Source organism: Enterobacter cloacae complex sp. P1B (assembly GCF_014982345.1).
Classification (GTDB): Bacteria; Pseudomonadota; Gammaproteobacteria; order Enterobacterales; family Enterobacteriaceae; genus Enterobacter; species Enterobacter bugandensis.
Genome location: NZ_JADCLF010000004.1, coordinates 161,516 through 185,457 on the forward strand (window position 1 = coordinate 161,516; position 23,942 = coordinate 185,457).

At 54.4% G+C, this 23,942-nt stretch carries 25 protein-coding genes and 2 tRNA genes; 17 read left to right on the top strand and 10 right to left on the bottom strand.

The window, feature by feature from the left end:
• Positions 1–22 precede the first annotated feature (22 nt).
• Positions 23–1,207 carry a NupC/NupG family nucleoside CNT transporter gene (locus INF77_RS03710; protein WP_047368266.1) on the bottom strand — a complete coding sequence of 395 codons (1,185 nt, stop codon included), beginning with the start codon at positions 1,205–1,207 and terminating at the stop codon, positions 23–25.
• A gap of 251 nt (positions 1,208–1,458) precedes the next feature.
• Here INF77_RS03710 and efeU point away from each other — a divergent pair, with 251 nt between their 5' ends.
• The 4 genes from efeU (at position 1,459) to phoH (ending at position 6,037) form a co-directional block, all read left to right on the top strand.
• Positions 1,459–2,292: an iron uptake transporter permease EfeU gene (gene efeU, locus INF77_RS03715; RefSeq protein WP_028012665.1), complete on the top strand. Its 834-nt coding sequence runs from the start codon at positions 1,459–1,461 to the stop codon at positions 2,290–2,292.
• A gap of 40 nt (positions 2,293–2,332) precedes the next feature.
• The gene (efeO, locus tag INF77_RS03720; RefSeq protein ID WP_193532725.1) at positions 2,333–3,460 is read left to right on the top strand and encodes an iron uptake system protein EfeO; all 1,128 of its coding nucleotides are present in this window, start codon (positions 2,333–2,335) and stop codon (positions 3,458–3,460) included.
• A gap of 5 nt (positions 3,461–3,465) precedes the next feature.
• Positions 3,466–4,749, top strand: a complete 1,284-nt coding sequence (gene efeB, locus INF77_RS03725; RefSeq protein WP_193532726.1) for an iron uptake transporter deferrochelatase/peroxidase subunit — start codon at positions 3,466–3,468, stop codon at positions 4,747–4,749.
• Between the two features lie 499 nt (positions 4,750–5,248).
• Positions 5,249–6,037, top strand: coding sequence for a phosphate starvation-inducible protein PhoH (gene phoH / locus INF77_RS03730; protein WP_024908976.1), 789 nt, complete (start codon positions 5,249–5,251; stop codon positions 6,035–6,037).
• 290 nt (positions 6,038–6,327) lie between these two features.
• Here phoH and INF77_RS03735 read toward each other — a convergent pair.
• The 3 genes from INF77_RS03735 to INF77_RS03745 all read right to left on the bottom strand — a co-directional run bounded on the left by INF77_RS03735 (position 6,328) and on the right by INF77_RS03745 (position 8,112).
• Positions 6,328–6,415 (bottom strand) — tRNA-Ser (locus tag INF77_RS03735).
• Between the two features lie 138 nt (positions 6,416–6,553).
• Positions 6,554–7,231, bottom strand: a complete 678-nt coding sequence (locus INF77_RS03740; RefSeq protein WP_025755865.1) for an isochorismatase family protein — start codon at positions 7,229–7,231, stop codon at positions 6,554–6,556.
• Positions 7,232–7,251: 20 nt separating this feature from the next.
• Positions 7,252–8,112 (bottom strand): pirin family protein, encoded by an 861-nt coding sequence (locus tag INF77_RS03745; protein WP_193532727.1) that lies wholly within the window; start codon positions 8,110–8,112, stop codon positions 7,252–7,254.
• A 109-nt stretch (positions 8,113–8,221) separates the two neighbouring features.
• On the opposite strand from INF77_RS03745, the gene INF77_RS03750 reads away from it, so the two are divergent.
• Positions 8,222–9,127: a LysR family transcriptional regulator gene (locus INF77_RS03750; protein ID WP_193532728.1), complete on the top strand. Its 906-nt coding sequence runs from the start codon at positions 8,222–8,224 to the stop codon at positions 9,125–9,127.
• Positions 9,128–9,284: 157 nt separating this feature from the next.
• On the opposite strand, the gene INF77_RS03755 is transcribed toward INF77_RS03750, so the two are convergent.
• Positions 9,285–9,372, bottom strand: a tRNA-Ser gene (locus INF77_RS03755).
• Positions 9,373–9,604: 232 nt separating this feature from the next.
• Between INF77_RS03755 and ghrA the strand changes: the two genes are divergently transcribed.
• From ghrA to INF77_RS03775, 4 genes are all read left to right on the top strand, one after another.
• Complete coding sequence (gene ghrA / locus INF77_RS03760) at positions 9,605–10,543, top strand: glyoxylate/hydroxypyruvate reductase GhrA (RefSeq protein WP_193532729.1); 939 nt, start codon at positions 9,605–9,607, stop codon at positions 10,541–10,543.
• Positions 10,544–10,627: 84 nt separating this feature from the next.
• Positions 10,628–11,365: a phosphatase gene (locus INF77_RS03765; protein WP_028012671.1), complete on the top strand. Its 738-nt coding sequence runs from the start codon at positions 10,628–10,630 to the stop codon at positions 11,363–11,365.
• Between the two features lie 20 nt (positions 11,366–11,385).
• The gene (locus INF77_RS03770) at positions 11,386–11,940 is read left to right on the top strand and encodes a molecular chaperone (RefSeq protein ID WP_047368270.1); all 555 of its coding nucleotides are present in this window, start codon (positions 11,386–11,388) and stop codon (positions 11,938–11,940) included.
• A 96-nt stretch (positions 11,941–12,036) separates the two neighbouring features.
• Entirely contained in the window at positions 12,037–12,519 is a 483-nt protein-coding gene (locus INF77_RS03775; protein ID WP_072201771.1) for a DUF1097 domain-containing protein, read from the top strand.
• 45 nt (positions 12,520–12,564) lie between these two features.
• Here INF77_RS03775 and csgG read toward each other — a convergent pair whose 3' ends face one another.
• From csgG to csgD, 4 genes are read right to left on the bottom strand one after another with little or no spacing between them, the layout of a single operon-like run.
• Entirely contained in the window at positions 12,565–13,398 is an 834-nt protein-coding gene (gene csgG, locus INF77_RS03780) for a curli production assembly/transport protein CsgG (protein ID WP_047368272.1), read from the bottom strand.
• A gap of 26 nt (positions 13,399–13,424) precedes the next feature.
• Positions 13,425–13,838, bottom strand: a complete 414-nt coding sequence (gene csgF, locus INF77_RS03785; RefSeq protein ID WP_028012675.1) for a curli production assembly/transport protein CsgF — start codon at positions 13,836–13,838, stop codon at positions 13,425–13,427.
• Between the two features lie 23 nt (positions 13,839–13,861).
• Positions 13,862–14,251, bottom strand: coding sequence for a curli production assembly/transport protein CsgE (csgE, locus tag INF77_RS03790; protein ID WP_028012676.1), 390 nt, complete (start codon positions 14,249–14,251; stop codon positions 13,862–13,864).
• 4 nt (positions 14,252–14,255) lie between these two features.
• Positions 14,256–14,906: a biofilm master transcriptional regulator CsgD gene (csgD, locus tag INF77_RS03795; protein ID WP_028012677.1), complete on the bottom strand. Its 651-nt coding sequence runs from the start codon at positions 14,904–14,906 to the stop codon at positions 14,256–14,258.
• Positions 14,907–15,661: 755 nt separating this feature from the next.
• On the opposite strand from csgD, the gene csgB reads away from it, so the two are divergent.
• From csgB to ymdB, 5 genes are all read left to right on the top strand, one after another.
• Complete coding sequence (csgB, locus tag INF77_RS03800; protein WP_028012679.1) at positions 15,662–16,117, top strand: curli minor subunit CsgB; 456 nt, start codon at positions 15,662–15,664, stop codon at positions 16,115–16,117.
• A 41-nt stretch (positions 16,118–16,158) separates the two neighbouring features.
• The gene (gene csgA, locus INF77_RS03805) at positions 16,159–16,611 is read left to right on the top strand and encodes a curli major subunit CsgA (protein WP_047368274.1); all 453 of its coding nucleotides are present in this window, start codon (positions 16,159–16,161) and stop codon (positions 16,609–16,611) included.
• 61 nt (positions 16,612–16,672) lie between these two features.
• Positions 16,673–17,005, top strand: a complete 333-nt coding sequence (gene csgC / locus INF77_RS03810) for a curli assembly chaperone CsgC (protein WP_041910536.1) — start codon at positions 16,673–16,675, stop codon at positions 17,003–17,005.
• A gap of 150 nt (positions 17,006–17,155) precedes the next feature.
• A complete protein-coding gene (locus tag INF77_RS03815; RefSeq protein ID WP_063153821.1) occupies positions 17,156–17,476 on the top strand; it encodes a hypothetical protein in 321 nt (106 codons plus the stop codon).
• Positions 17,477–17,578: 102 nt separating this feature from the next.
• Positions 17,579–18,121, top strand: coding sequence for an O-acetyl-ADP-ribose deacetylase (ymdB, locus tag INF77_RS03820; protein WP_045630081.1), 543 nt, complete (start codon positions 17,579–17,581; stop codon positions 18,119–18,121).
• A 35-nt stretch (positions 18,122–18,156) separates the two neighbouring features.
• On the opposite strand, the gene mdoC is transcribed toward ymdB, so the two are convergent.
• Complete coding sequence (gene mdoC, locus INF77_RS03825) at positions 18,157–19,296, bottom strand: glucans biosynthesis protein MdoC (protein WP_041910534.1); 1,140 nt, start codon at positions 19,294–19,296, stop codon at positions 18,157–18,159.
• A 254-nt stretch (positions 19,297–19,550) separates the two neighbouring features.
• Between mdoC and mdoG the strand changes: the two genes are divergently transcribed.
• From mdoG to INF77_RS03840, 3 genes are all read left to right on the top strand, one after another.
• Positions 19,551–21,104 carry a glucans biosynthesis protein MdoG gene (gene mdoG / locus INF77_RS03830; RefSeq protein ID WP_028012685.1) on the top strand — a complete coding sequence of 518 codons (1,554 nt, stop codon included), beginning with the start codon at positions 19,551–19,553 and terminating at the stop codon, positions 21,102–21,104.
• Positions 21,097–23,625, top strand: a complete 2,529-nt coding sequence (gene mdoH, locus INF77_RS03835) for a glucans biosynthesis glucosyltransferase MdoH (protein ID WP_041910533.1) — start codon at positions 21,097–21,099, stop codon at positions 23,623–23,625. Before mdoG ends, mdoH begins: the two co-directional genes overlap by 8 nt.
• Before the next feature lie 84 nt (positions 23,626–23,709).
• On the top strand, positions 23,710–23,937 hold the full coding sequence (locus INF77_RS03840) for a YceK/YidQ family lipoprotein (protein WP_013097162.1): 228 nt from the start codon (positions 23,710–23,712) through the stop codon (positions 23,935–23,937).
• Positions 23,938–23,942: the final 5 nt, after the last annotated feature.

The following is a 23,942-nucleotide window of genomic DNA, read 5'->3' on the forward strand; positions in this document are numbered from 1 at the left end:
TGTTGTTTTGTAGCAAAGCAATTTACAGCACTAATCCCGCAAAGCTCGCCGACAGCAGGCTCACCAGCGTCGCACCGTATACCAGGCGCAGACCAAACCGCGACACCACGTTGCCCTGCTGCTCGTTCAGCCCCTTAATCGCCCCGGCGACGATGCCGATGGAGGCGAAGTTGGCAAACGAGACGAGGAAGACGGACAAAATACCCAACCCGCGCGGTGACATTTCATGAGCAATTTTTTGCAGCTCAATCATCGCCACAAATTCATTCGCCACCAGCTTGGTTGCCATAATGCTGCCCGCGTTTAACGCATCGCTCAGCGGAATCCCGATAAGCCACGCCAGCGGATAAAACACATAGCCCAGGATCTGCTGGAAGCTCATGCCGAATACGCTGGAGAAGAGGGCGTTAACGGCGCTGATGAGGGCGATAAAGCCAATCAGCATCGCCAGAATAATCATCGCCACCTTAAAACCGGCCAGAATATACTCGCCCAGCATTTCAAAGAAGCTCTGGGATTCGTGCAGTTTTTCCAGCTTGATATCCGGTTCGGCTTCCGGACGCACCGGGTTAATGACCGAGAGAATAATAAAGGTGCTGAACATGTTCAGGATCAGCGCGGCAACGACAAATTTGGCGTCGAGCATGGTCATATAGGCACCGACAATCGACAGGGAGACCGTCGACATGGCCGTGGCCGCCATGGTGAACAGACGACGCGAGGAGAGATCCCCCAGCACGCCTTTATAGGCAATGAAGTTTTCCGACTGGCCGAGGATCAGCGAGCTCACCGCGTTGAACGATTCCAGCTTGCCCATGCCGTTCAGCTTTGACAGCAGCGTCCCGATGATTCGAATAAAAATCGGCAGGATCCGCCAGTGCTGGAGAATACCAATCAGTGCGGAAATAAAAATAATCGGACACAGCACGCCGAGGAAAATAAACGCCAGCCCTTTTTCTCCCATTCCGCCAAAGACGAAATTCGTCCCTTCCGAGGCAAATTTCAGCAGTGACTCAAAGAAGCCGGAAACGTATTTAATCAGGAATAGCCCGCTTTCGGCGTGCAGGAAAAAGAACGCCAGGGCAATTTCAATAACAATCAGCTGTAAAACATAACGAATGCGAATTTTTCGGCGGTCGAAACTCACCAGCCAGGCAAGCGCAAGAATAATCACCAGCGCCAGCAGGAAATGGACAATCTTAAACATGGAATATTTTCGGTTGGTTTTTGAGGCGGATATTTAGCCACAGCACTAGTTAACCGTAAATGGGCATTTTAATTATAACTTATAAACTTAACGGTAACGGTGGCAACTATTAACAGGCTTTGAGTTTACAACTCGTCATCAAATCACCACACATTTCGCTTGTGTTTCCTTCCGCCGTAATGATAATCACTATCACAAGAATTTACCTTTCTTTGCATCAGTTGACCGCGATAAACATTTAAGGTGTCGGCATGTTTGTTCCATTTCTCATTATGTTACGTGAAGGCCTTGAAGCGGCCCTGATTGTCAGCCTTATCGCCAGCTATCTCAAGCGCACCCAGCGTGGGCGCTGGATTGGCGTGATGTGGGTTGGCGTATTCCTTGCCGCGGCGCTCTGCCTGGGCTTAGGTATCCTCATCAATGAAACCACCGGCGAATTCCCGCAGAAAGAGCAGGAGCTGTTTGAAGGTATCGTCGCCGTGATTGCGGTGTTCATACTGACGTGGATGGTCTTCTGGATGCGCAAAGTTTCCCGCAACGTGAAGGTGCAGCTGGAGCAGGCGGTGGATAACGCCCTGCAGAAGGGGAATCACCACGGCTGGGCGCTGATTATGATGGTCTTTTTCGCCGTGGCACGCGAGGGTCTGGAATCGGTTTTCTTCCTGCTGGCGGCATTCCAGCAGGATGTGGGCATCTGGCCGCCGCTGGGTGCCATGCTCGGTCTGGCAACGGCGGTGGTGCTGGGTTTTCTGCTCTACTGGGGCGGCATTCGCCTCAACCTGGGCGCCTTCTTTAAGTGGACCAGCCTGTTCATTCTGCTGGTGGCCGCGGGGCTGGCGGCAGGGGCGATCCGCGCCTTCCACGAGGCGGGCCTGTGGAACCACTTCCAGGACGTGGCGTTCGATCTCAGCAACGTTCTCTCCACCCATTCACTGACCGGCACCCTGCTCGAAGGCATCTTCGGCTACCAGGAAACGCCGAGCGTCAGCGAAGTGGCGATGTACTTTATCTATCTGGTTCCGGCGCTGGTGCTGTTCGCGATGCCGCCGCGTACCGGTTCGCAGGCGTCGCGCGTTGCGCCGTAATTACTGTTTTAGTTACAACATACTTTTTAAGGGAAGAGTCATGGCAATTCAGTTTCGTCGTAGTGCATTGTGCGCAGGCATTGCCGCGCTGTTCGCTTCTGCATTCGCTGCGCAGGCTGCGGATATTCCGCAGGTAAAAGTCACCGTTAACGATAAGCAGTGCGAGCCGATGACCATCACGGTTAACAGCGGTAAAACCCAGTTTATCATTCAGAACCACAGCCAGAAGGCGCTGGAGTGGGAGATCCTCAAAGGCGTGATGGTGGTGGAAGAGCGCGAGAACATCGCGCCGGGCTTCAGCCAGAAGATGACCGCCAACCTGCAGCCGGGTGAATACGACATGACCTGCGGCCTGCTGACCAACCCTAAAGGCAAGCTGATCGTCAAAGGTGCAGCGACGGCGGACGCGGCCAAAGGCACGGCCCTGCTGAGCCTGGGCGACGCCATCACCGCCTATAAAGCCTACGTCACCAAAGAGACGGCGGACCTGGTCACGGGTACCAAAGCCTTCACCGACGCCGTGAAAGCGGGCGATATCGAAAAAGCGAAATCCCTGTACGCGCCAACCCGTCAGCACTACGAGCGCATCGAGCCGATTGCCGAGCTGTTCTCTGACCTCGACGGCAGCATTGATGCCCGCGAAGATGACTACGAGCAGAAGGCCGCCGATCCGAAATTCACCGGCTTCCACCGTCTGGAAAAAGCCCTGTTTGGCGATGACTCCACCAAAGGAATGGAGAAATACGCCGGGCAGCTGAACACCGACGTGCTGGAGCTGCAAAAGCGCATCAGCGAGCTGGCCTTCCCGCCGTCGAAGGTGGTGGGCGGCGCGGCCGGTCTGATTGAAGAAGTGGCTGCGAGCAAAATCAGCGGTGAAGAAGATCGCTACAGCCATACCGACCTGTGGGACTTCCAGGCCAACGTCGACGGTGCGCAGAAGATTGTCGAGCTGCTGCGTCCTCAGCTGCAGAAAGAGAACGGCGAACTGCTGGCGAAAGTGGATGCCAACTTCAAAAAGGTCGATACCATCCTGGCGAAGTACCGTACCAAAGACGGGTTCGAAACCTACGACAAGCTGACCGACGCCGACCGTAACGCGCTGAAAGGCCCGATTACGACGCTGGCGGAAGATCTCTCCCTGCTGCGCGGCGTACTGGGTCTGGACTAAGCACGATGAACAAGCACGAAGAATTCGACGTGGCGGAACCTTCCCGACGTCGTTTGTTAAAAGGGGTAGGGGCGCTGGGCGGCGCGTTTGCCCTGGCGGGAGGTTGCCCGGTGGCGCATGCGGCGAAACCGCAGAGCGCGCCCGGTACGCTCTCGCCGGATGCCCGCATGGAGACCCAGCCGTTTTATGGCGCGCACCAGGCGGGTATTCTCACGCCGCAGCAGGCTTCCATGATGCTGGTGGCCTTTGATTCGCTGGCCAGCGATAAGGCGGATCTGGAGCGTCTGTTCCGCCTGCTGACGGCGCGCATCGCGTTTCTTACCGCGGGCGGGCCGGCACCGGATACGCCGAACCCGCGCCTGCCGCCGATGGATTCCGGTATCCTCGGGGCGTTTATCGCGCCGGATAACCTGACCATTACCGTGTCGGTAGGGGAGTCGCTGTTTGACGGCCGCTACGGCCTGGCAAAACAGAAGCCGAACGCGCTGCAGAAGATGACGCGCTTCCCGAATGACTCCCTCGACGCGGCGCTGTGCCACGGCGATCTGCTCCTGCAGATTTGTGCCAATACCCAGGACACGGTGATCCACGCCCTGCGCGATATCATCAAGCACACGCCGGATCTGCTGAGCGTGCGCTGGAAGCGGGAAGGGTTTATCTCTGACCACGCCGCCCGCAGCAAAGGCAAAGAGACGCCGGTTAACCTGCTGGGCTTTAAGGACGGCACGGCCAACCCGGACAGCAGCGATGCGGCGCTGATGAAAGACGTGGTGTGGGTGACGGCAGATCAGGGGGAACCCGCATGGGCGGTGGGCGGCAGCTACCAGGCTGTGCGTATTATTCAGTTCCACGTGGAGTTCTGGGACCGCACGCCGTTGAAAGAGCAGCAGACGATTTTTGGCCGCGACAAGCAGAGCGGGGCGCCGCTGGGCATGAAGCACGAGCATGATGTGCCAAACTACGCGAACGACCCGGATGGCGACGTTATCGCGCTCGACAGCCATATTCGCCTTGCCAACCCGCGCACCAAAGAGACGCAGTCCAGCCTGATGATGCGCCGTGGCTACAGCTATTCGCTGGGCGTGACCAATTCCGGCCAGCTTGATATGGGGCTGCTGTTCGTCTGTTATCAGCACGATCTGGAGAAAGGCTTCCTGACCGTGCAGAAGCGGTTAAATGGCGAAGCGCTGGAAGAGTATATTAAGCCCATCGGCGGCGGCTATTTCTTTGCCCTGCCCGGCGCGCACGATGCTGGCGCGTATCTCGCACAAGGTCTGATGGAAGCCTGATAATCGTCCCTGCGATAGTTCGCGGGGACATTATTTTTTCATATGACTATCTTATTGTTATATTTCTGTAATATTCATATATAAGACTGATTCCGCTGCAGGAACAGTCTTAAAAGTTGCATTCAGGTAAAATAAATGTTGCATTTATGATAACTCCTGATGTACTTAAGATAAGACAGCGGTAGTTCCCGGCAGTGATGCTGAATCACTATGGAGATCGCGAATGGTTGCGTCCTGTACTGGACAAGGTAAACATAACAACCGCAGCACCCGGCGCGGAGGCTCAGACTCCGGCAGCGATTTCCTCACCACTAAATTCTCCCCCACACCTCAAGAATCTGATTCGACCGACGTGCAGACCGGTGCGCGTAGCCGTTCTGTATCGTCATCTGATAAAGCAAGCAATGGCTTACAAGGAAGCCAACCCTCTGATGTTCGTGCGCATAATCGTGCCGAAGCTGGCGCGTGTGATGAATACCAACAACTCAAGGTGCTATCCATGGGAAGACAAAAAGCAGTGATCAAAGCTCGTCGCGAAGCAAAACGTGTGCTGAGACGGGACTCACGTAGCCATAAACAGCGTGAAGAAGAATCGGTCACCTCGCTTGTGCAGATGAGTGGCGTAGAAGCAATTGGCATGGCCAGAGACAGCCGTGATAATTCTCCAATTGTGGCGCGCAATGAGGCTCAGGCGCACTACCTGAATGCTATCGAGAGTAAACAGCTCATCTTTGCAACCGGCGAAGCCGGATGCGGGAAAACCTGGATCAGTGCAGCCAAAGCAGCGGAAGCGCTGATCCATAAGGACGTGGAGCGCATTATTGTTACCCGTCCTGTACTGCAAGCTGATGAAGATCTCGGCTTCCTGCCCGGCGATATTTCGGAGAAGTTTGCTCCGTACTTCAGGCCCGTCTATGACGTGCTGGTGAAGCGACTGGGTGCATCCTTTATGCAGTACTGCCTGCGACCAGAGATTGGCAAGGTGGAAATCGCGCCGTTCGCCTATATGCGCGGACGTACATTTGAAAATGCGGTCGTTATTCTCGACGAGGCTCAGAACGTGACCGCTGCGCAAATGAAGATGTTTTTAACGCGCCTCGGGGAGAACGTGACGGTTATCGTCAACGGCGATATTACCCAGTGTGACCTGCCGTCGGGCGTGAAGTCCGGCCTCAGCGACGCCATGTCACGTTTTGAGGAAGATGAGATGATTGGGGTGGTACGCTTCACCAAAGAGGACTGCGTGCGCTCGGCGCTGTGTCAACGGACGCTGCAAGCGTATTACTGAGTTTGCTGTTGCGTTCAAGGCCCGGGAAACCGGGCTTTGTTTTATGTGCATTTTATTCCCTCTCCCCTGGGGAGAGGGTTAGGGTGAGGGTCTCAGGCCGCACCGAGCTGAATATAGCTACGGGGGGGATTGACTCGCTTCGCTCGCCCTGCGGGCAGCCTGTTCGCTTTGCTCACAGTCTGTCCAACTGGCTGCGCCAGTTGTCGAACCCCGGTCGAGGGTTCTCATCCCCCTTACGAGAATATAAAAGAAAAAAGCCCGTACTTTCGTACGAGCTCTCATCTCAAATATGGCGGTGAGGGGGGGATTCGAACCCCCGATACGTTGCCGTATACACACTTTCCAGGCGTGCTCCTTCAGCCACTCGGACACCTCACCATATTATTTTGCTGCCTGACCGCTTGGGGGGGCAACGGGGCGCTACTATAGGGAGTTGCGCGAAAGCGGTCAAGCAGATTTTCTGCATTCGTGCTTGTTCGGTTAAGCCTTAATCAGCTTATGGCGTACAGCGCAGGATTAACGCTGCGAATCGAGCACTTCGCTGTTTTTCACCACCTCCTGCGCTTTGCCGTAGCTTTCGATCAGCAGCTGGTAGGCCGGGAAGATGTGGGTGTATACCTCAGCCCATTCAGCCGCATCTTCACGGTTCCAGGTTCGCTGGATCTCAGAGGCCACAGCGGCGGTATCCATCGGCACCACGCCTGCCTGGACCACGCGGGCCAGGGTGATCTCCTGCGCCATTTTGCTGTAGGTGCCGGAGGCATCAATCACCGCAAACACTTTATATCCGTCCGCCACCGCGCTGATGGACGGGAAGGCCATGCAGACGCTGGTGATCGTGCCTGCAATAATTAACGTCTTGCGACCGGTAGCTTTTACCGCCGCCACGAATTCCGGGTTATCCCAGGCGTTGATCTCACCTTTGCGGGCCACATACTGCGCATGCGGCGCGTTGGCGTGGATCTCCGGGATAAGCGGGCCGTTCGGTCCCTGTGGAACGGAGGCGGTGGTGATCACCGGGATCTTCGCCAGCGTGGCGATCTTTGCCAGCGCCGCCGCACGGGCGCGCAGCTCCGGCATGGGCATGTCGCCGACGGTCTGGAACAGCCCGCTCTGGTGGTCGATAAGCAGCATGACGGCATCATTTACGTCAATGACGGGACGTGCACCGTTGAAGTTTGCAGGGGTAGACATATTGCGCTCCTTAATTACGTTCAGATCTGGCCAAAGCGGCCGGAGTTGAAATCACGAATGGCTTCCGCGATCTCGGTTTTACTGTTCATCACAAACGGGCCGTAGCCCACAATCGGTTCATTCAGCGGCTCACCGGCCATCAGCAGCAATTTCGCGTCGCTGTTCGCTTCCAGATGCAGCTTTTCACCGCTCTGACTTAGCACAACCAGCTGCGCTTCACCCGCTGGCGTGGTGCCGTTCACCGTTACGCTGCCCTCAAGTACCACCAGCGCCGTGCTCCAGCCTTCGGGCTGGTTGAGCGTCAGATGGCTGCCCTGGTTAAGCGCGATGTCCCAGACGTTCAGCGGTGAGAAGGTATGGGCCGGGCCCGTCACGTCCTCAAGGCGACCGGCGATGACCCGCAGCGTGCCGCTGTTATCCGGCAGCGTGACCACCGGGATATCCGCTTTGGTGATGCTCTGGTATCCGGGCGTCGCCATTTTGTCTTTGGCGGGCAGGTTGACCCACAGCTGCATCATTTTTAGTACACCGCCTTTCTGCGCGAAGGCGCTGGAGTGGAACTCCTCGTGCAGGATGCCTGCGCCCGCCGTCATCCACTGCACGTCGCCGGGGCCAATAACGCCGCCTCTGCCGGTGGAGTCGCGATGCTCCACTTCGCCCGCGTAAACGATGGTCACCGTTTCAAAGCTGCGATGAGGATGCTCGCCCACGCCGCGTTTCGCGCCGTCCGCCGGGAAGGTGTACGGTCCGGCATAGTCCAGCAGCAGAAACGGGCTCAGCGGCTCGCCGTGCGTCTGGTAAGAAAACATTGAACGAACCGGGAAACCGTCACCGACCCAGTGCGGACGAGGTGCGGTATAAACGCCTGTTACGTTTTTCATGATGAACTCCTGATGTTCTGTTGATGTAATTAGCTTATATTCAGGGTTAATATCCCGGTAGATAGTGAAAATGACATTCACTGTTCTGAATATGGAACGATGAGGACGTATGCAGGATCTCAATGATTTCGCGTGGTTTGTGAAGGTGGTGGACCATGGTGGATTTGCGGCGGCGGGTCGGGCGCTCGATCAGCCCAAGTCAAAACTGAGCCGCCGGATTGCCCAGCTGGAAGAGCGCCTTGGCGTGCGTTTGATCCAGCGTACCACCCGGCAGTTTACGGTGACGGAAGTGGGGCAGACGTTCTATCAGCACTGTAAAGCCATGCTGGTAGAGGCCGAAGCTGCGGAAGAGGCGGTGGCGGCGTTGCAGGCCGAGCCACGCGGCGTGGTCAGGATCACCTGTCCGGTCACCTTGCTGCACGTGCATGTGGGTCCCATGCTGGCACGGTTTATGGCGCGCTATCCGGGGATCAATCTTCAGCTTGAGGCCACCAACCGACGGGTCGATCTGGTGGGCGAGGGTATTGACGTGGCGATCCGCGTTCGTCCACGTCCGTTTGATGACAGCGACCTGGTGTTAAGAGTGCTGGCAGACAGGGGACACTGCCTGGTGGCGAGCCCTGCGCTGATTGAGCGGATGGGTCACCCTGCCGTGCCCTCTGAGCTGAGCGAGTGGCCGGGTTTGAGCATGGGGGTGGGAAAGCAGCTGCACAGATGGGAGCTGAGCGGGCCGGAGGGAGCGAAAGCCGCGATTCATTACACGCCGCGCTTTATTACCACCGACATGCTGGCGCTGCGTGAAGCGGCGATGGCGGGGGTGGGCATGGTGCAGCTGCCGATTTTGATGGTCAAGGATCAGCTGGCATCCGGGGAACTGGTAAGGGTGCTGGACGCATGGGAACCCCGACGGGAAGTGATTCACGCTGTTTATCCTTCCAGGCGAGGTTTGCTGCCGTCCGTCAGAACACTGGTGGATTTTCTTACTGAAGAGTATGCGCGGATGGTGGAGGAGTAACGATCCCCTCGCCCTTCGGGCAGATTCCTCGCAGGTTCGTCATCTGTCCAACTGGCTGCGCCAGTTGTCGAACCCCGGTCGGGGGTTCTCATCCCCCCGCAGGCGTGCAACATGCGAAAAAAAAACCCGCATTTTCATGCGAGCTCTTCTTAAAATATGGCGGTGAGGGGGGGATTCGAACCCCCGATACGTTGCCGTATACACACTTTCCAGGCGTGCTCCTTCAGCCACTCGGACACCTCACCATATTGTCATCCCGTTGTTACTGGGACGGGCGCTAATGTAAGGAAAAGCCGAACTGCCGTCAACCCACTTTTTCAGTAATTTAGCGCGTTTAGACAAACTTCAGGCAACATGATTCTTAAATGTGCTGAAAGCGTCTTTTTTATCAACAACACGATCACGCAATAAATTTGCTATGCTGACCGTCCAGTTAAAAAGCAAAATAAATCAGCGCAATAAAAGGCAGGATTGACTATGGATATACTCTTCTATCACCCCACTTTTGATACGGCTTACTGGATTAAGGCACTTTCTGCGGCACTGCCGGGCGCTCGCGTTCGTGAGTGGAAGCGGGGCGATAACGAACATGCTGACTACGCGCTGGTCTGGCATCCGCCGGTAGAAATGCTCCAGGGCCGTAAGCTAAAGGCCGTGTTCGCGCTCGGAGCCGGCGTGGATTCCATTCTGAGCAAGCTGAAAGCACACCCTGAAATGTTGCCGGAAGATATTCCTCTGTTCCGCCTGGAAGATACCGGTATGGGCCAGCAAATGCAGGAGTATGCCGTCAGCCAGGTGCTGCACTGGTTCCGCCGTTTTGATGACTATCAGGCGCTTAAGCAGCAATCCCGCTGGGAGCCGCTGCCTGAATATCCGCGCGAAGCGTTTACCGTTGGTATCCTCGGCGCAGGCGTGCTGGGTTCGAAAGTGGCTGAAGCGCTCGCGCCGTGGGGCTTCCCGCTGCGCTGCTGGAGCCGCAGCCGTAAAGACTATCCGGGCGTTGAGAGCTTTGCCGGAACGGATGAGCTTCCGGCCTTCCTGAACGGCACGCGTGTGCTGATTAACCTGCTGCCCAATACGGCGGAAACGGTGGGGATTATCAATGAAGGCCTGCTCAACCAGCTGGACGACCAGAGCTATCTGATGAACCTGGCGCGCGGCGTGCATCTGGTCGAGACGGATCTGCTGAAGGCGCTGGATAGCGGGAAGCTTAAAGGCGCCATGCTGGATGTCTACAGCCGTGAGCCGCTGCCGGAGGAAAGCCCGCTGTGGCGACACCCGCGCGTGGCAATGACTCCGCACGTTGCCGCCGTGACGCGACCTGCCGAGGCAGTGGCCTATATCTCGCACACGATCGGTGAAATAGAGAAGGGTAACCCGGTCACCGGACAGGTCGACCGACAGCGCGGCTACTGAGAGAAACCCGGCGTTCGCCGGGTTTTTGCTAATATTCGCCGCTGATAACTGCTATCCTTTGGAAAAAACGCAGAGGAGAGAAAGATGTATCCCGTTGACCTGCATATGCACACCGTCGCCAGCACCCACGCGTATAGCAACCTCCATGATTATATTGCCCAGGCGAAGCTTAAGGGCATCAAGCTGTTCGCGATAACCGATCACGGCCCGGATATGGCGGATGCGCCGCACTACTGGCATTTTGTGAATATGCGTATCTGGCCACGTCTGGTGGACGGCATTGGGATACTGCGCGGCATTGAGGCGAACATCAAAAACACCGACGGTGAAATTGACTGTACCGGCCCGATGCTGACCTCCTTAGATCTGATCCTTGCCGGCTTCCATGAGCCGGTTTTCCCGCCGCAGGATAAAGAGACCAATACCGCGGCGATGATTGCCACTATTGCCAGCGGCAATGTGCACATCATCAGCCATCCGGGCAATCCGAAATACCCGATTGATATTCAGGCCGTGGCGCAGGCCGCGGCGAAACACCGCGTGGCGCTGGAGATTAACAACTCCTCGTTCGTGCACTCGCGTAAAGGCAGTGAAGCCAACTGTCGCGAAGTGGCTGCCGCCGTGCGTGATGCGGGTGGCATGGTGGCGCTGGGCTCTGATTCGCACACGGCCTTCACGCTGGGGGATTTTAGCGAGTGCCTGAAAATATTGCAGGATGTGGATTTCCCGGAAGAGCGCATCCTGAACGTCACGCCGCGTCGTATGCTTGATTTCCTCGAGTCGCGCGGCATGGCGCCGATTGATGAATTTGCCGATCTTTAATTGAATAACGGAATAAAACAATGAATGAATTTTCCATCCTTTGCCGCGTGCTGGGCTCCCTGTATTACCGCCAGCCGCAGGACCCGCTGCTGGTGCCGCTGTTTACGCTGATTCGCGAAGGTAAACTGGCGCAGAACTGGCCGCTGGAACAGGATGAGTTACTGGAGCGCCTGCAGAAAAGCTGCGATATGCAGCAGATCTCAACGGACTACAATGCTCTGTTCGTGGGCGAAGAGTGCCGCGTGTCGCCGTATCGTTCCGCCTGGCAGGAAGGCGCGACCGAAGCGGAAGTGCGGGCATTCCTTTCAGAACGCGGGATGCCCCTGAGCGATACCCCAGCCGATCATATCGGTACGCTGATGCTGGCCGCGTCCTGGATCGAAGACAACGCTGGCGACGATGAAAATGAAGCCATCGGGATCCTTTTCGAAACGTATCTGCTGCCGTGGGTGGGGACCTTCCTGGGTAAAGTGGAAGCTCATGCCACCTCTCCGTTCTGGCGAACGCTGGCCCCGCTGACGCGTGACGCCATTGCAGCAATGTGGGACGAGCTGGAAGAAGAGAGTGAAGAGTGATGTAAATCACAAAAATCCTGCAACGATACATTTCAACTTGCACGTAATGTGCTTCTGATCTCATTTCTATGGCGCGCTTCTGCTAAGATGCGCGCCATGAACATATTACTTTGTATTGCAATCACGACGGGTATCCTCTCCGGTATTTGGGGATGGGTAGCGGTGTCTCTCGGTCTGTTAAGCTGGGCTGGCTTCCTGGGTTGCACGGCCTATTTCGCCTGTCCTCAAGGCGGGCTGAAAGGGCTCTTTATCTCAGGCTGCACGCTGATGAGCGGCGTTATCTGGGCGCTGGTCATCATGAAAGGCAGCGCGCTGGCGCCGCATCTGGAGATGCTGGGGTACGTCATGACGGGTGTCGTCGCCTTCCTGATGTGTATCCAGGCGAAGCATCTGCTGCTGTCGTTTGTGCCGGGAACCTTTATGGGGGCCTGCGCAACCTTTGCCGGGCAGGGGGACTGGAAGCTGGTGGTTCCTTCCCTGGCGCTGGGGCTGCTGTTTGGCTACGCCATGAAGAACAGCGGTCTTTGGCTGGCGGCGCGACGGGAAAAAACGCAAAACATCACCGCGGTGAGTGAATAAAAAAAAAGGCGAGATAATCATCTCGCCTTTTTTATGCGCTGCCCGTCAGGATTCCGGAGGCACCGACATATCACGGTATTTCACCAGGATCGGGTTCTGCACCTCCGCTTTGTTTTGCAGATCCCACAGCCCGCGATCGATACCATCGTTGATTAAGAAGATCACACCGGTTTCAATGGCTGACATCAGACACATCATGACCGGTTCGTTAGAGGTGTAGCCAATTTCTCCCTCCAGCAGACGCTGGTAATCGATGAAGCGGAATACCCCAGCCTGAACTTCATAAGACAATATCGTTTTGCTGGTGTTGACCGAAGAGAGCACTTCACCGGTACTGACGTTCACGACGCGCAGGTTAACCGCAATTTGGTCGAGCTGGTACTGGGTATCTGCGCCGATACCGAAGTAGCGCGCGCCCACGCCACCCGATTTCACGTTGCTCTCGTAACCGATAATCGACCCTTCAATCATCACGTTTGCGGCGGCCAGAGACTGCAGAGGCATCCGGTTATTGTCCGCAACGGTGCCATTCTCCTGCGCGGCACGAATGATTTTTCGTTCATTTAACAGGTTCTGAAGCCCCTGGCGTTCCAGCGGAATAAACCAGTGCGAATCTTTAAGTGCAGTCACCAGCATGGCGGTGGCGCTTTGCGGCACCGCGGTGGAGAAGTTACTTGCCGGATAAGGCTTAAATTGTCCGGTTTCATCCTGAATGTTGTATACCGAGACAAATATCTTGCCCGTAGGTGAAGGCAAATGGGTTAAATCACGGTAACTTTGGGCCCGCGGCATTAATGTGGGTTTTGCAGCTTCTTTAGGCGGAGCAGTTAAACAACCGCTCAATAAGCACACTGCAACAAATATCAGGAAGCGCTGCATGGTCGTTGTCCTTATTTAGCTATTGTTTAAAAGTCAGTTGAATTATTTTGCAGGCCGGAAACCTCTATGGTGGAAGTTTTTCCGGTTTTACGATCGGTCACATTCAACTGGAGCTGTCCGTCCCTGTTGGCGATGTCGACGATAAAGTCGTTGGTCATCATTCGGCCGGGTTTGCCGGTATTAATGTTGGTCAGCAATCCCCCTAAAATCTGCGACTGGATAGCCTGGGTGAAGTTATCCAGTGCGGAAGGGGTATCAACGGTAAAATCCTGAAAGCTCGGATCTTTATAGGAGTTTTGTGCCTGAGCTTGATTCAGCAGAAAGGCACCGTTGTTGGGGTTACCGCCAAAGTTAGGGTTACGGAACTGGAAGGTCATATTTCCGGCCCAGCTCAGGGGAGCAATAAGCATGATCGAAACAACTGCATATGCAATACGCATGACAGCCTCCGCATATCGGTTCGCTAGAACTCATCTTTTGCTAAATCGCTGGTGCTTAATAGGGCTTTATCTATTTGCAGGCGATTAATAGCGTCTTCAGTTTGAGCCAGTGCTAAGGCTACGTTTTTTTCGAAGTCTGTTTTCGAGGGGAATAAAAACGTTTGATAAATAACGTCCTGATTGGCCGTTATGGTTATCCAGCTTCCCCATCGTGCACTGGGCCGCTCGTTGATTGTTAAATTACCCGTGTAGGGACTGTCCCATTTATCGCTGAAGGCCCGGTAAAAACTGTGCCCGATCGATGAGACAGTGTGGTCAGTTAACAATCCGGGAACTTCGACCTCAACGGCCTGCAGGTTCCCTGCAGCGAGCAGGAGACTCGCTGCGGCGATCCAACTCAACGTGCGCTTCATGTGATTAACGCCTGAGGTTATCGTTTGCCCATGAAACCGCCTGAGTTCGGTTTTTAACAGCTATCTTCTTGAAAAGATTATAAAGGTGCGTCTTTACCGTATTTTCGCTGATAAATAACGAACGGGCGATTTCAATATTTGAAGCACCAATGCGTAATTTGTTCAGGATCTCTTTCTCACGGTGGGTGAGCAGCGCTGATTCCGAACTGTTATAGCGGTAATTTCCGGAGTGCGTGATGAGGTAGCTGGCCAGCTTTTGCGAGAAATAGCATTCGCCGCGCAATATGCCTTGCAGACCATCTACCACCCGAACCTCTTCTTCAGTGACGTAGAACACGCCATTGATATGCGGCCAGCTTTCAATATCTCTGAAAGGATATTCATCAGGCGTATTCAATAATAACACGCGGATATTATTGTTTTTCCTGCTTAAGTTATCTTGCCAGTAATGGATAAGCTTTTTATCGGCTTCCATCATATCAAACAGAATGATGCTGCCAGGCGCAATATCATCAAAAGAACGTTGAATATTATGCAATTTCCCGTTCAGTGATAGAGATTGCTTTAAGTGTTGTAATAAAGCTGTCGCTTGCAGAGAAGGTTTTGTGATCAACAGTAATGTATGACCATGTAAACTATGGACTTCATTATACATGATGAAACCCCACTTATTTTTGGCACCTGACAGCCGCCCTCTCTGTAAAGAAGAGGGCACCAATAGTACTGACAGATGTTGCACTGCTGTGTGTAGAATCAGAACATAACCTCCACAGGGAGGTAAATATAAAACCAATTTCGTACATCTAATTTCAATCTAGCTTTTACGAATTTTAAAGCAAGTGTTAATCATGTAACAAGATGTAAAAATCAATATTAATTTGTGAAAATTGCAGATTTTTAATGTTGTTATTTGATATGAAAGTTGTACATGGAAATAGTTGTGCATAGATTTTAAAAATCATACAAATATAATTAACTGTTTAATATTTATAAGTATTTATTATTTTCTTTAGTTTGTACCCAGGTATGAGTAACTGATACTTTCTAAGTCATGCCGTTCTGGTTTTTCTGGCTTAAGAAAACTCGCCTTGTGTCACGCCCTGAAGAAAATGTCATCCTGGCGTTACGCTTAAACAACGCGGGAAGGGGCATGGACGGCTTTCTCGCCGTTGTACAACATGTCGCGCATAAATATTTCATAAAAAAATAAAAACGGCCTGTGTCATGCCTTTCATGGTGCAAATTACAACTTTGTGGTGACCTGAAAAATAAAAATAAGCCGCGCGGGTGAGATATTTAAAATGTTTCAGCGGACATACTCTTCACCGTAACGACGCGTTAACAAAAACGAGTCGTTTAATACGAAATACGATCAGGGTGTTTTCAGGTAGCCGGGTCCAGGGTGACAACATGAAAAACACATCGTTATTTTTGATGTTTACATTACTGGGTGCGCCTGGATTTGTAACCGCCGCGAATTCAGATTTGGCAAACGCTGAATATAATTTTGCGGTTAATGAATTAAGTTATTCATCATTAAATCAGGCAGCCATTATTGGTCAACAGGGCGTATTTAATGACGCTCAGCTTCGCCAGGAAGGATCGAAACTCTTGTCCGTCATTTCTCAGGATGGGGCAGGCAACAGAGCGAGAGTTGATCAATCAGGGACTTACAATATTGCCTGGATCGATCAGAGCGGTAACGGGAACGATGCAGGTATTACGCAGGATGGATATGGTAATAGTGCGAAAATTATCCAGAAAGGGTCGGGTAATAGAGCAAATATTACGCAGTACGGTACGCAGAAAACCGCAGTTGTAGTGCAGAAACAGTCGCAGATGGCAATTCGCGTTATTCAGCGCTAGCTATTTCGCGACGACGTTAATCAATCCGATGGGGGTTTACCATGAAATTTATCAAAGTGGCAGCACTTGCAGCAATCGTCGTTTCTGGTAGTGCTATGGCTGGTATGATTAATCAGGGCGGATGGGGTCATGGACACGGTCATGGCGGAAACAGTGGTCCAAATTCAACCCTGAATATTTATCAGAACGGTGGCGGTAACTCCGCGCTGGCGTTGCAGACAGATGCCAGAAATTCCGTTCTTAATATTAGCCAGACCGGTGGCGGTAACGGGGCTGATGTCGGTCAGGGTTCTGACGACAGCAAAATCAACCTGACCCAGAACGGCTTTGGCAACAGTGCGACACTCGATCAGTGGAACAGCAAAAAATCCGTTATGAATGTTAGCCAGTACGGCGGCCTTAACGGTGCGCTCGTAGACCAGACGGCGTCTAACTCCACCGTCAACGTTACCCAGATCGGCTTTGGTAACCACGCGACAGCGCATCAGTACTGATACTGAAATCTGTACTACAAAAAAACAGGGCCGATGCCCTGTTTTTTTTCGGGAGTTCCTCATGAATACCTTCATTCTCCTTGCCGCGCTTTCCGGCCAGATAACCTTTCAAACGTCACAGCAGGGAAATATGACGACCATTATTCCGCAGGTCATTTTGACGGAACCGTGTGATTGTCAGGTTCAGATCCTCTCTTTGAAGGAAGGGCAGAGTGGGCAAAGTGCTTCGCGACAGCAAAATACCCTTTTTATTCCCGCTAATCAGCCGATTGATTTAACGCGGTTGAGTTTAACTATTTCTGCGGAAGACACGATCAACATCGTTGTCACCGTCACGGATGGAAAAGCGCTTCATTTATCACAGCAGTGGTCGCCAGCCGGGGGTGCGCTGTAAATATTCATGAAATCAATGCATTGTGAATATTTGCCGTTGAACTAAGCTGTTATCAGGAACTGCGTTGTTAGGTTCCGTAACGTCAGCCTTCGTTTGCATAATGAAGCGCGTTTGCCCCTCATGGACGATTTTCATTGAGGAGTACATATCGTGACCCACTCTTTTGCACATCTTATTTCAGGTCTGGGCCTGCTTGTTTCGGCATTTATCGCTCCAGCTTATTCGGCCACGCTCGCGCAGGGCGGCGTTATTCACTTTCGCGGCGCAATCGTTGCTGACCCTTGCGAAGTTACCCACCAGCAGCGGCAGCTGGCGGTGTCGTGTCCGGAAAAAAATCGTATGCAAACGCGTATGGTGAGTTACGGCGACGCGCTGAACGGCAAGGCGACGGCTTCCGGCCTGGCGACAGTGAATATGACGTACCTGAATCCTGAAAAAACGCTCGCGGTTGTTCAGATCCAGTACCGTTAATACCCGTGCGCGTCGCCGGTGGGCGCGGTTTTACGCCTATCGTTTTTCTCAATAACCCCTCTGCGATACACTTATAAAAAAGGCGGGCAGCAGAGGGGCTTTATGAAACCGCAAATTGAAGTTATTCATGGCGATATTACGACAGTTCATGTCGACGTCATCGTCAATGCGGCCAATCCTTCCCTGATGGGGGGAGGAGGCGTAGACGGCGCTATTCACCGGGCTGCCGGACCGCAGTTACTGGAAGCCTGTAAAATGGTGCGTCAGCAACAGGGTGAATGCCCACCGGGCCATGCGGTGATTACGCTGGCGGGCAACCTTCCTGCCAAAGCGGTGATTCATGCTGTCGGGCCCGTGTGGCACGGCGGAGACCAGCATGAAGCGAGCCTTCTGGAGGAGGCATACCGAAACTGTCTGCGGCTTGCCGCCGACAACGGCTATAAAACGATGGCGTTCCCGGCCATCAGCACCGGCGTTTATGGATATCCTAAGGCGGCAGCGGCGACCATCGCCGTCGAAACGGTTTACCGCTATTTGTCGCTTAAACCGCTGCCAGAGAAGGTGATTTTTGTCTGCTTCGATGAAGACACCACGCATCTTTATCAGCGGCTTCTGACTCAGCGCAGACAAGAGCTGGAGAGCTGAAGCGAAGGCGGCGCACCGTGAGTGCGCCGCGCTGCTCAGGCGGCTTTCGGCTGAGGTTTTCCTGAAAACAGGAAGCGCAGAAGAGGGATCCGCAGATGGATCTCGTAGAGTACGACGGCAATCCCCACCACAAACACCAGCCCGGTAAAGAAGCCCAGCGTGTTGGATGCGATATGCGGCGTGATGTATGCCCCGAAGAACAGCGTCAACGGGTGGTGCACCAGATAGATAAACAGTGAGGCATTGACGAAGTAGGTCACGCGGCTGGACTTAAAGTTCAGCAAACGGTGGCCGAGCGCGAACACTACGTTCACCATCCACAAGCCCAACAGCATGGTGATCACGCTTTCTGTTTCATACATCCAGGCGTCGCCGCTCCCGTAGCGCTGGTTCAGCAGGTAGGCCGCAAACGCGATGGCCGCACCCACCGCGCACCACGGTGACGGGGTGGTAAACAGCGCTTTAAGCCTCGGATGAATAAAGGCCAGCGCGCCAATTAAAAAGAACGGAATGTAGAACAGCGACTGCATCACCACAAAATTGAACAGGCCGTCGCTCAGTATCGGTGGATAGACAATAAACAGCGTGCGTCTCACCGCGGCATAGGCGATCCCCAACAGTAAGAAGAGCACCGACAGTTTGCCCAGCGTGACGTTAGCGAAGAAAGAGTCTGCTGTCGTGCTGAGATGACGGCGCAGGCGGCTGAAAATCACCAGACTGACCGTGGTCAGCACCACCAGAACCAGCAGGAACCAGAGGTGAGACACCAGCTCCCAGACCAGCGTGTTGTACTTTTCATACAGCGAGAGATTCGGCCAGTTTTCCGCCTTGCCTTTAACGTATTGCAGCATAATGAACTGCGGCAGCGTCAGGAGCGGTATGGCGGTTAACATGGGAATACCTACGCGCTCCACGCGCACTTTCCACCAGCGCTTAAGCGGATAGCGTAAAAAAAGCATGTACGAGAAATAGCCGGAGATGACAAAAAACACCTGCATGCGGAAGGCGTGAATAAAGTCATTAAACAGCGTCAGCCACCAGGAGGGCATCTGGCTATTAACATGCCACGTGTGGCTGGAGTAAATCAGTGAAATATGAAAGGGGATCCCCAATAGCATCAGCCATGCCCGGATCGAGTCGAGGAAATATTCCCGTTGTATCGGTGTTGTGCTCATATAACGTTGCGCATTCTCAGACTTTTCGCCTTATCCCTAAGGCTCATAATGGTTACATTCGACGCCAACCCTACACCAAGACCGACACACTGTCTCCAGGATAAGCACGCAAAGTGAATAACGGGTTCTTTCATTTGCTTAATCCATGAGCCAGCAGCTGAACAAAGCAGTGATTATGTTGTCGGATTGCCTGAGTTTCCATTAAAATGGATCGGATCGATATAAGCACACAAAGGGGGAAGTGCTTACTTATTATGAAACATAAACCACAGATGATGAAAATGCGTTGGTTGGGTGTTGCGGTGGTGTTATCACTGTATACCTCATCGGCACTGGCCTTTAACATCGACGATGTCGCAAAACAGGCAAAATCGATGGCAGGCAAGAGCTACGAAGCGCCGAAAAGTAACCTGCCCTCCGTTTTCCGCGACATGAAGTATGCGGACTATCAGCAGATCCAGTTCAACCACGATAAAGCGTACTGGAACAACGTTAAAACCCCGTTCAAGCTTGAATTTTATCATCAGGGTATGTACTTCGACACGCCTGTTGCCATCAATGAAGTGACGGCGACCGCGGTACGTAAGATCAAGTACAGCCCGGATTACTTCAATTTTGGCAATGTGCAGCACGATAAAGATACGGTGAAAGACCTGGGCTTCGCAGGCTTCAAGGTGCTTTACCCGATCAACAGCAAAGATAAAAACGACGAAATCGTTAGCATGCTTGGCGCCAGCTACTTCCGCGTGATTGGCGCGGGGCAGGTGTACGGGCTTTCTGCGCGCGGTCTGGCTATTGATACCGCGCTGCCATCAGGTGAAGAGTTCCCGCGTTTCCGCGAGTTCTGGATTGAGCGTCCAAAACCAACGGACAAACGTCTGACTATTTATGCGCTGCTGGATTCCCCACGCGCAACCGGTGCCTATCGCTTTGTGATTATGCCAGGTCGTGACACGGTCGTTGACGTGCAGTCTAAGGTTTACCTGCGTGACAAAGTGGGCAAACTGGGCGTCGCTCCGCTGACCAGTATGTTCCTGTTTGGGCCGAACCAGCCGTCACCGGCAACCAACTTCCGCCCGGAACTGCATGACTCCAACGGTCTGTCCATTCATGCCGGTAACGGTGAGTGGATCTGGCGTCCGCTGAATAACCCGAAACATCTGGCGGTCAGCAGCTTTGCGATGGAAAACCCGCAGGGCTTTGGCCTGCTGCAACGTGGCCGTCAGTTCTCTCGCTTTGAAGATCTTGACGACCGCTATGACCTGCGTCCAAGCGCCTGGGTTACGCCGAAAGGCGACTGGGGTAAAGGCAAGGTCGAGCTGGTTGAAATTCCAACCAACGACGAAACCAACGACAACATCGTCGCATACTGGACGCCGGATCAGCTGCCGGAAGCCGGTAAAGAGATGAACTTCAAGTACACCATTACCTTCAGCCGCGACGAAGATAAGCTGCATGCGCCGGATAATGCGTATGTGACGCAGACTCGCCGCTCTACGGGTGACGTGAAGCAGTCTAACCTGATCCGTCAGCCTGACGGTACGGTAGCGTTTGTCGTGGACTTCACCGGCCAGGATATGAAGAAACTGTCTCCTGATACTGCGGTGTCGGCCCAGGCCAGCATCGGTGACAACGGTGAAATCGTAGAGAACACCGTGCGTTACAACCCGGTAACCAAAGGCTGGCGTCTGACCCTGCGCGTGAAAGTGAAAGATCCGAAACAGACCACTGAAATGCGTGCTGCGCTGGTCAGTGAAGATCAGCCGCTGAGTGAAACCTGGAGCTACCAGCTACCTGCCAATGAATAATACATCTGAATATATTGATGCCATGCCGCTGACGGATATCGAAAAAGCGGCGCTGCCTAAGAGCGACATCCGCGCGGTTCATACCGCGCTGGATGGCGAACATCGTCAGTTTTCCCGTGATGATGATACGCCGCTGGGGTCAGTCAAGGCGCGTCTGGAGCAGGCCTGGCCGGACTCGCTGGCAGAAGGGCAGTTGATTAAAGACGACGAAGGACGCGATCAGCTTCAGGCGATGCCGAAAGCGACGCGTTCCTCAATGTTCCCCGATCCATGGCGCACCAACCCGGTTGGCCGCTTCTGGGATCGCCTGCGCGGGCGTGACGTCACGCCGCGTTATCTGTCGCGCCTGACGAAAGAAGAGCAGGCCTCCGAACAGAAATGGCGTACCGTGGGGACAATTCGCCGTTATATCCTGCTGCTTCTGACGCTGGCGCAGACGGTTGTCGCGACCTGGTATATGAAAACCATTCTGCCTTACCAGGGCTGGGCGTTTATCAACCCGACGGACATGATGGGCCAGGATCTCTGGGTCTCCTTCATGCAGCTGCTGCCGTATATCCTGCAGAGCGGCATTCTCCTGCTGTTCGCGGTCCTCTTCTGCTGGGTCTCGGCCGGGTTCTGGACCGCGCTGATGGGCTTCCTGCAGTTGCTGATGGGACGGGACAAGTACAGCATTTCGGCGTCAACGGTCGGGGATGAACCCCTCAATCCCGAGCACCGTACCGCACTGATTATGCCTATCTGTAACGAAGACGTTGACCGCGTATTTGCGGGGCTGCGTGCAACCTGGGAGTCCGTAAAGGCAACCGGTAATGCGGCGCATTTCGACGTTTACATCCTGAGCGACAGTTACAACCCGGATATCTGCGTGGCAGAGCAAAAAGCCTGGATGGAGCTGATTGCGGAAGTGCAGGGCGAAGGACAGATCTTCTACCGCCGCCGCCGCCGTCGCGTGAAGCGTAAAAGTGGCAACATCGATGACTTCTGCCGCCGCTGGGGTAACCAGTACAGCTACATGGTCGTGCTGGATGCTGACTCCGTCATGAGCGGTGACTGCCTGAGCGGTCTGGTGCGTCTGATGGAAGCCAACCCGAACGCGGGGATCATTCAGTCTTCGCCAAAAGCATCCGGCATGGACACCCTGTACGCGCGCTGCCAGCAGTTCGCCACCCGTGTTTACGGCCCGCTGTTTACCGCCGGTCTGCACTTCTGGCAGTTGGGTGAGTCGCACTACTGGGGCCACAACGCCATTATCCGCGTGAAGCCGTTCATCGAACACTGTGCGCTGGCGCCGCTGCCGGGCGAGGGTTCGTTTGCCGGTTCGATTCTGTCGCATGACTTCGTGGAAGCGGCGCTGATGCGTCGTGCTGGCTGGGGCGTCTGGATTGCCTACGACCTGCCGGGATCGTACGAAGAGCTGCCGCCGAACCTGCTGGACGAGCTCAAGCGCGACCGCCGCTGGTGTCACGGTAACCTGATGAACTTCCGCCTGTTCCTCGTAAAAGGAATGCACCCGGTTCACCGTGCGGTGTTCCTGACGGGCGTAATGTCTTATCTCTCCGCACCGCTGTGGTTTATGTTCCTCGCGCTCTCCACTGCGCTGCAGGTCGTCCATGCCCTGACGGAGCCGCAATACTTCCTGCAACCGCGCCAGCTGTTCCCGGTGTGGCCGCAGTGGCGTCCGGAGCTGGCGATTGCGCTCTTTGCTTCCACCATGGTGCTACTGTTCCTGCCTAAGCTGCTCAGTATCATCCTGATCTGGTGCAAAGGCTCGAAAGAGTACGGCGGATTCTTCCGCGTCACCCTTTCGCTGCTGCTGGAAGTACTGTTCTCCGTGCTGCTGGCGCCGGTGCGTATGCTGTTCCACACCGTGTTTGTGGTCAGTGCGTTCCTGGGCTGGGAAGTGGTCTGGAACTCACCGCAGCGTGATGACGACTCCACGCCGTGGAGTGAAGCCTTCATGCGCCACGGGTCTCAGCTGCTGCTGGGCCTGGTGTGGGCGGCTGGAATGGCCTGGCTTGATCTGCGCTTCCTGTTCTGGCTGGCGCCGATTGTCTTCTCGCTGATCCTGTCGCCGTTTGTGTCCGTGATCTCCAGCCGTTCAACGGTAGGGCTGCGTACCAAACGCTGGAAACTTTTCCTGATCCCGGAAGAGTATTCCCCGCCGCAGGTGCTGGTGGATACCGATACCTATCTGGAGCAGAACCGTAACCGCACGCTGGACGATGGCTTTATGCACGCCGTGTTTAATCCGTCATTCAACGCTCTGGCGACGGCAATGGCCACTGCGCGCCACCGCGCAAGCCAGGTGCTGGAGATTGCCCGCGATCGTCACGTTGAGCAGGCGCTTAACGAGACCCCGGAAAAACTCAATCGCGACCGTCGTCTGGTGCTGCTGAGCGATCCGGTCACGATGGCAAGACTTCACTATCGCGTATGGTCCGCTCCGGAGAAGTACTCTTCGTGGGTGAACTACTACAAAGAGCTGAAGCTGAACCCGCTGGCGCTGAAGGCGAAGTAAGCGGTTAAGCAAGGCGGGTAAGCAAAGCGCCACCCGCCAGATAAAATACCGGCTGTGAGGCCGGTATTTTTTTAGAGGTTACTGATGAAAATAATCATCGTCGTCATGATGGCATGCCTGCTGAGCGGCTGCGGCAGCATCATCAGCCGCACTATTCCAGGTCAGGGCCATGGCAACCAGTACTACCCGGGCGTAAAATGGGATGTCCGTGATTCCGCATGGCGCTACCTGACGGTGCTCGATCTGCCGTTCTCGCTGATTTTCGACACGCTGTTGCTGCCCATCGATGCCAGCCACGGCCCGTACGAGTAGCGTAA

Coding starts and splice junctions, on each gene's coding strand:
- csgF (WP_028012675.1), bottom strand. CDS start 13,838: ATGCGTATTGCATATGCAGTTGTTTCGATCATGCTTATTGCTCCCCTG.
- efeO (WP_193532725.1), top strand. CDS start 2,333: ATGGCAATTCAGTTTCGTCGTAGTGCATTGTGCGCAGGCATTGCCGCG.
- INF77_RS03750 (WP_193532728.1), top strand. CDS start 8,222: ATGCAGGATCTCAATGATTTCGCGTGGTTTGTGAAGGTGGTGGACCAT.
- mdoC (WP_041910534.1), bottom strand. CDS start 19,296: ATGAGCACAACACCGATACAACGGGAATATTTCCTCGACTCGATCCGG.
- csgA (WP_047368274.1), top strand. CDS start 16,159: ATGAAATTTATCAAAGTGGCAGCACTTGCAGCAATCGTCGTTTCTGGT.
- efeU (WP_028012665.1), top strand. CDS start 1,459: ATGTTTGTTCCATTTCTCATTATGTTACGTGAAGGCCTTGAAGCGGCC.
- INF77_RS03770 (WP_047368270.1), top strand. CDS start 11,386: ATGAATGAATTTTCCATCCTTTGCCGCGTGCTGGGCTCCCTGTATTAC.
- csgE (WP_028012676.1), bottom strand. CDS start 14,251: ATGAAGCGCACGTTGAGTTGGATCGCCGCAGCGAGTCTCCTGCTCGCT.
- csgB (WP_028012679.1), top strand. CDS start 15,662: ATGAAAAACACATCGTTATTTTTGATGTTTACATTACTGGGTGCGCCT.
- csgG (WP_047368272.1), bottom strand. CDS start 13,398: ATGCAGCGCTTCCTGATATTTGTTGCAGTGTGCTTATTGAGCGGTTGT.
- ghrA (WP_193532729.1), top strand. CDS start 9,605: ATGGATATACTCTTCTATCACCCCACTTTTGATACGGCTTACTGGATT.
- mdoH (WP_041910533.1), top strand. CDS start 21,097: ATGAATAATACATCTGAATATATTGATGCCATGCCGCTGACGGATATC.
- phoH (WP_024908976.1), top strand. CDS start 5,249: ATGGGAAGACAAAAAGCAGTGATCAAAGCTCGTCGCGAAGCAAAACGT.
- INF77_RS03765 (WP_028012671.1), top strand. CDS start 10,628: ATGTATCCCGTTGACCTGCATATGCACACCGTCGCCAGCACCCACGCG.
- INF77_RS03710 (WP_047368266.1), bottom strand. CDS start 1,207: ATGTTTAAGATTGTCCATTTCCTGCTGGCGCTGGTGATTATTCTTGCG.
- mdoG (WP_028012685.1), top strand. CDS start 19,551: ATGAAACATAAACCACAGATGATGAAAATGCGTTGGTTGGGTGTTGCG.
- INF77_RS03745 (WP_193532727.1), bottom strand. CDS start 8,112: ATGAAAAACGTAACAGGCGTTTATACCGCACCTCGTCCGCACTGGGTC.
- csgC (WP_041910536.1), top strand. CDS start 16,673: ATGAATACCTTCATTCTCCTTGCCGCGCTTTCCGGCCAGATAACCTTT.
- INF77_RS03775 (WP_072201771.1), top strand. CDS start 12,037: ATGAACATATTACTTTGTATTGCAATCACGACGGGTATCCTCTCCGGT.
- INF77_RS03840 (WP_013097162.1), top strand. CDS start 23,710: ATGAAAATAATCATCGTCGTCATGATGGCATGCCTGCTGAGCGGCTGC.
- ymdB (WP_045630081.1), top strand. CDS start 17,579: ATGAAACCGCAAATTGAAGTTATTCATGGCGATATTACGACAGTTCAT.
- efeB (WP_193532726.1), top strand. CDS start 3,466: ATGAACAAGCACGAAGAATTCGACGTGGCGGAACCTTCCCGACGTCGT.
- INF77_RS03740 (WP_025755865.1), bottom strand. CDS start 7,231: ATGTCTACCCCTGCAAACTTCAACGGTGCACGTCCCGTCATTGACGTA.
- csgD (WP_028012677.1), bottom strand. CDS start 14,906: ATGTATAATGAAGTCCATAGTTTACATGGTCATACATTACTGTTGATC.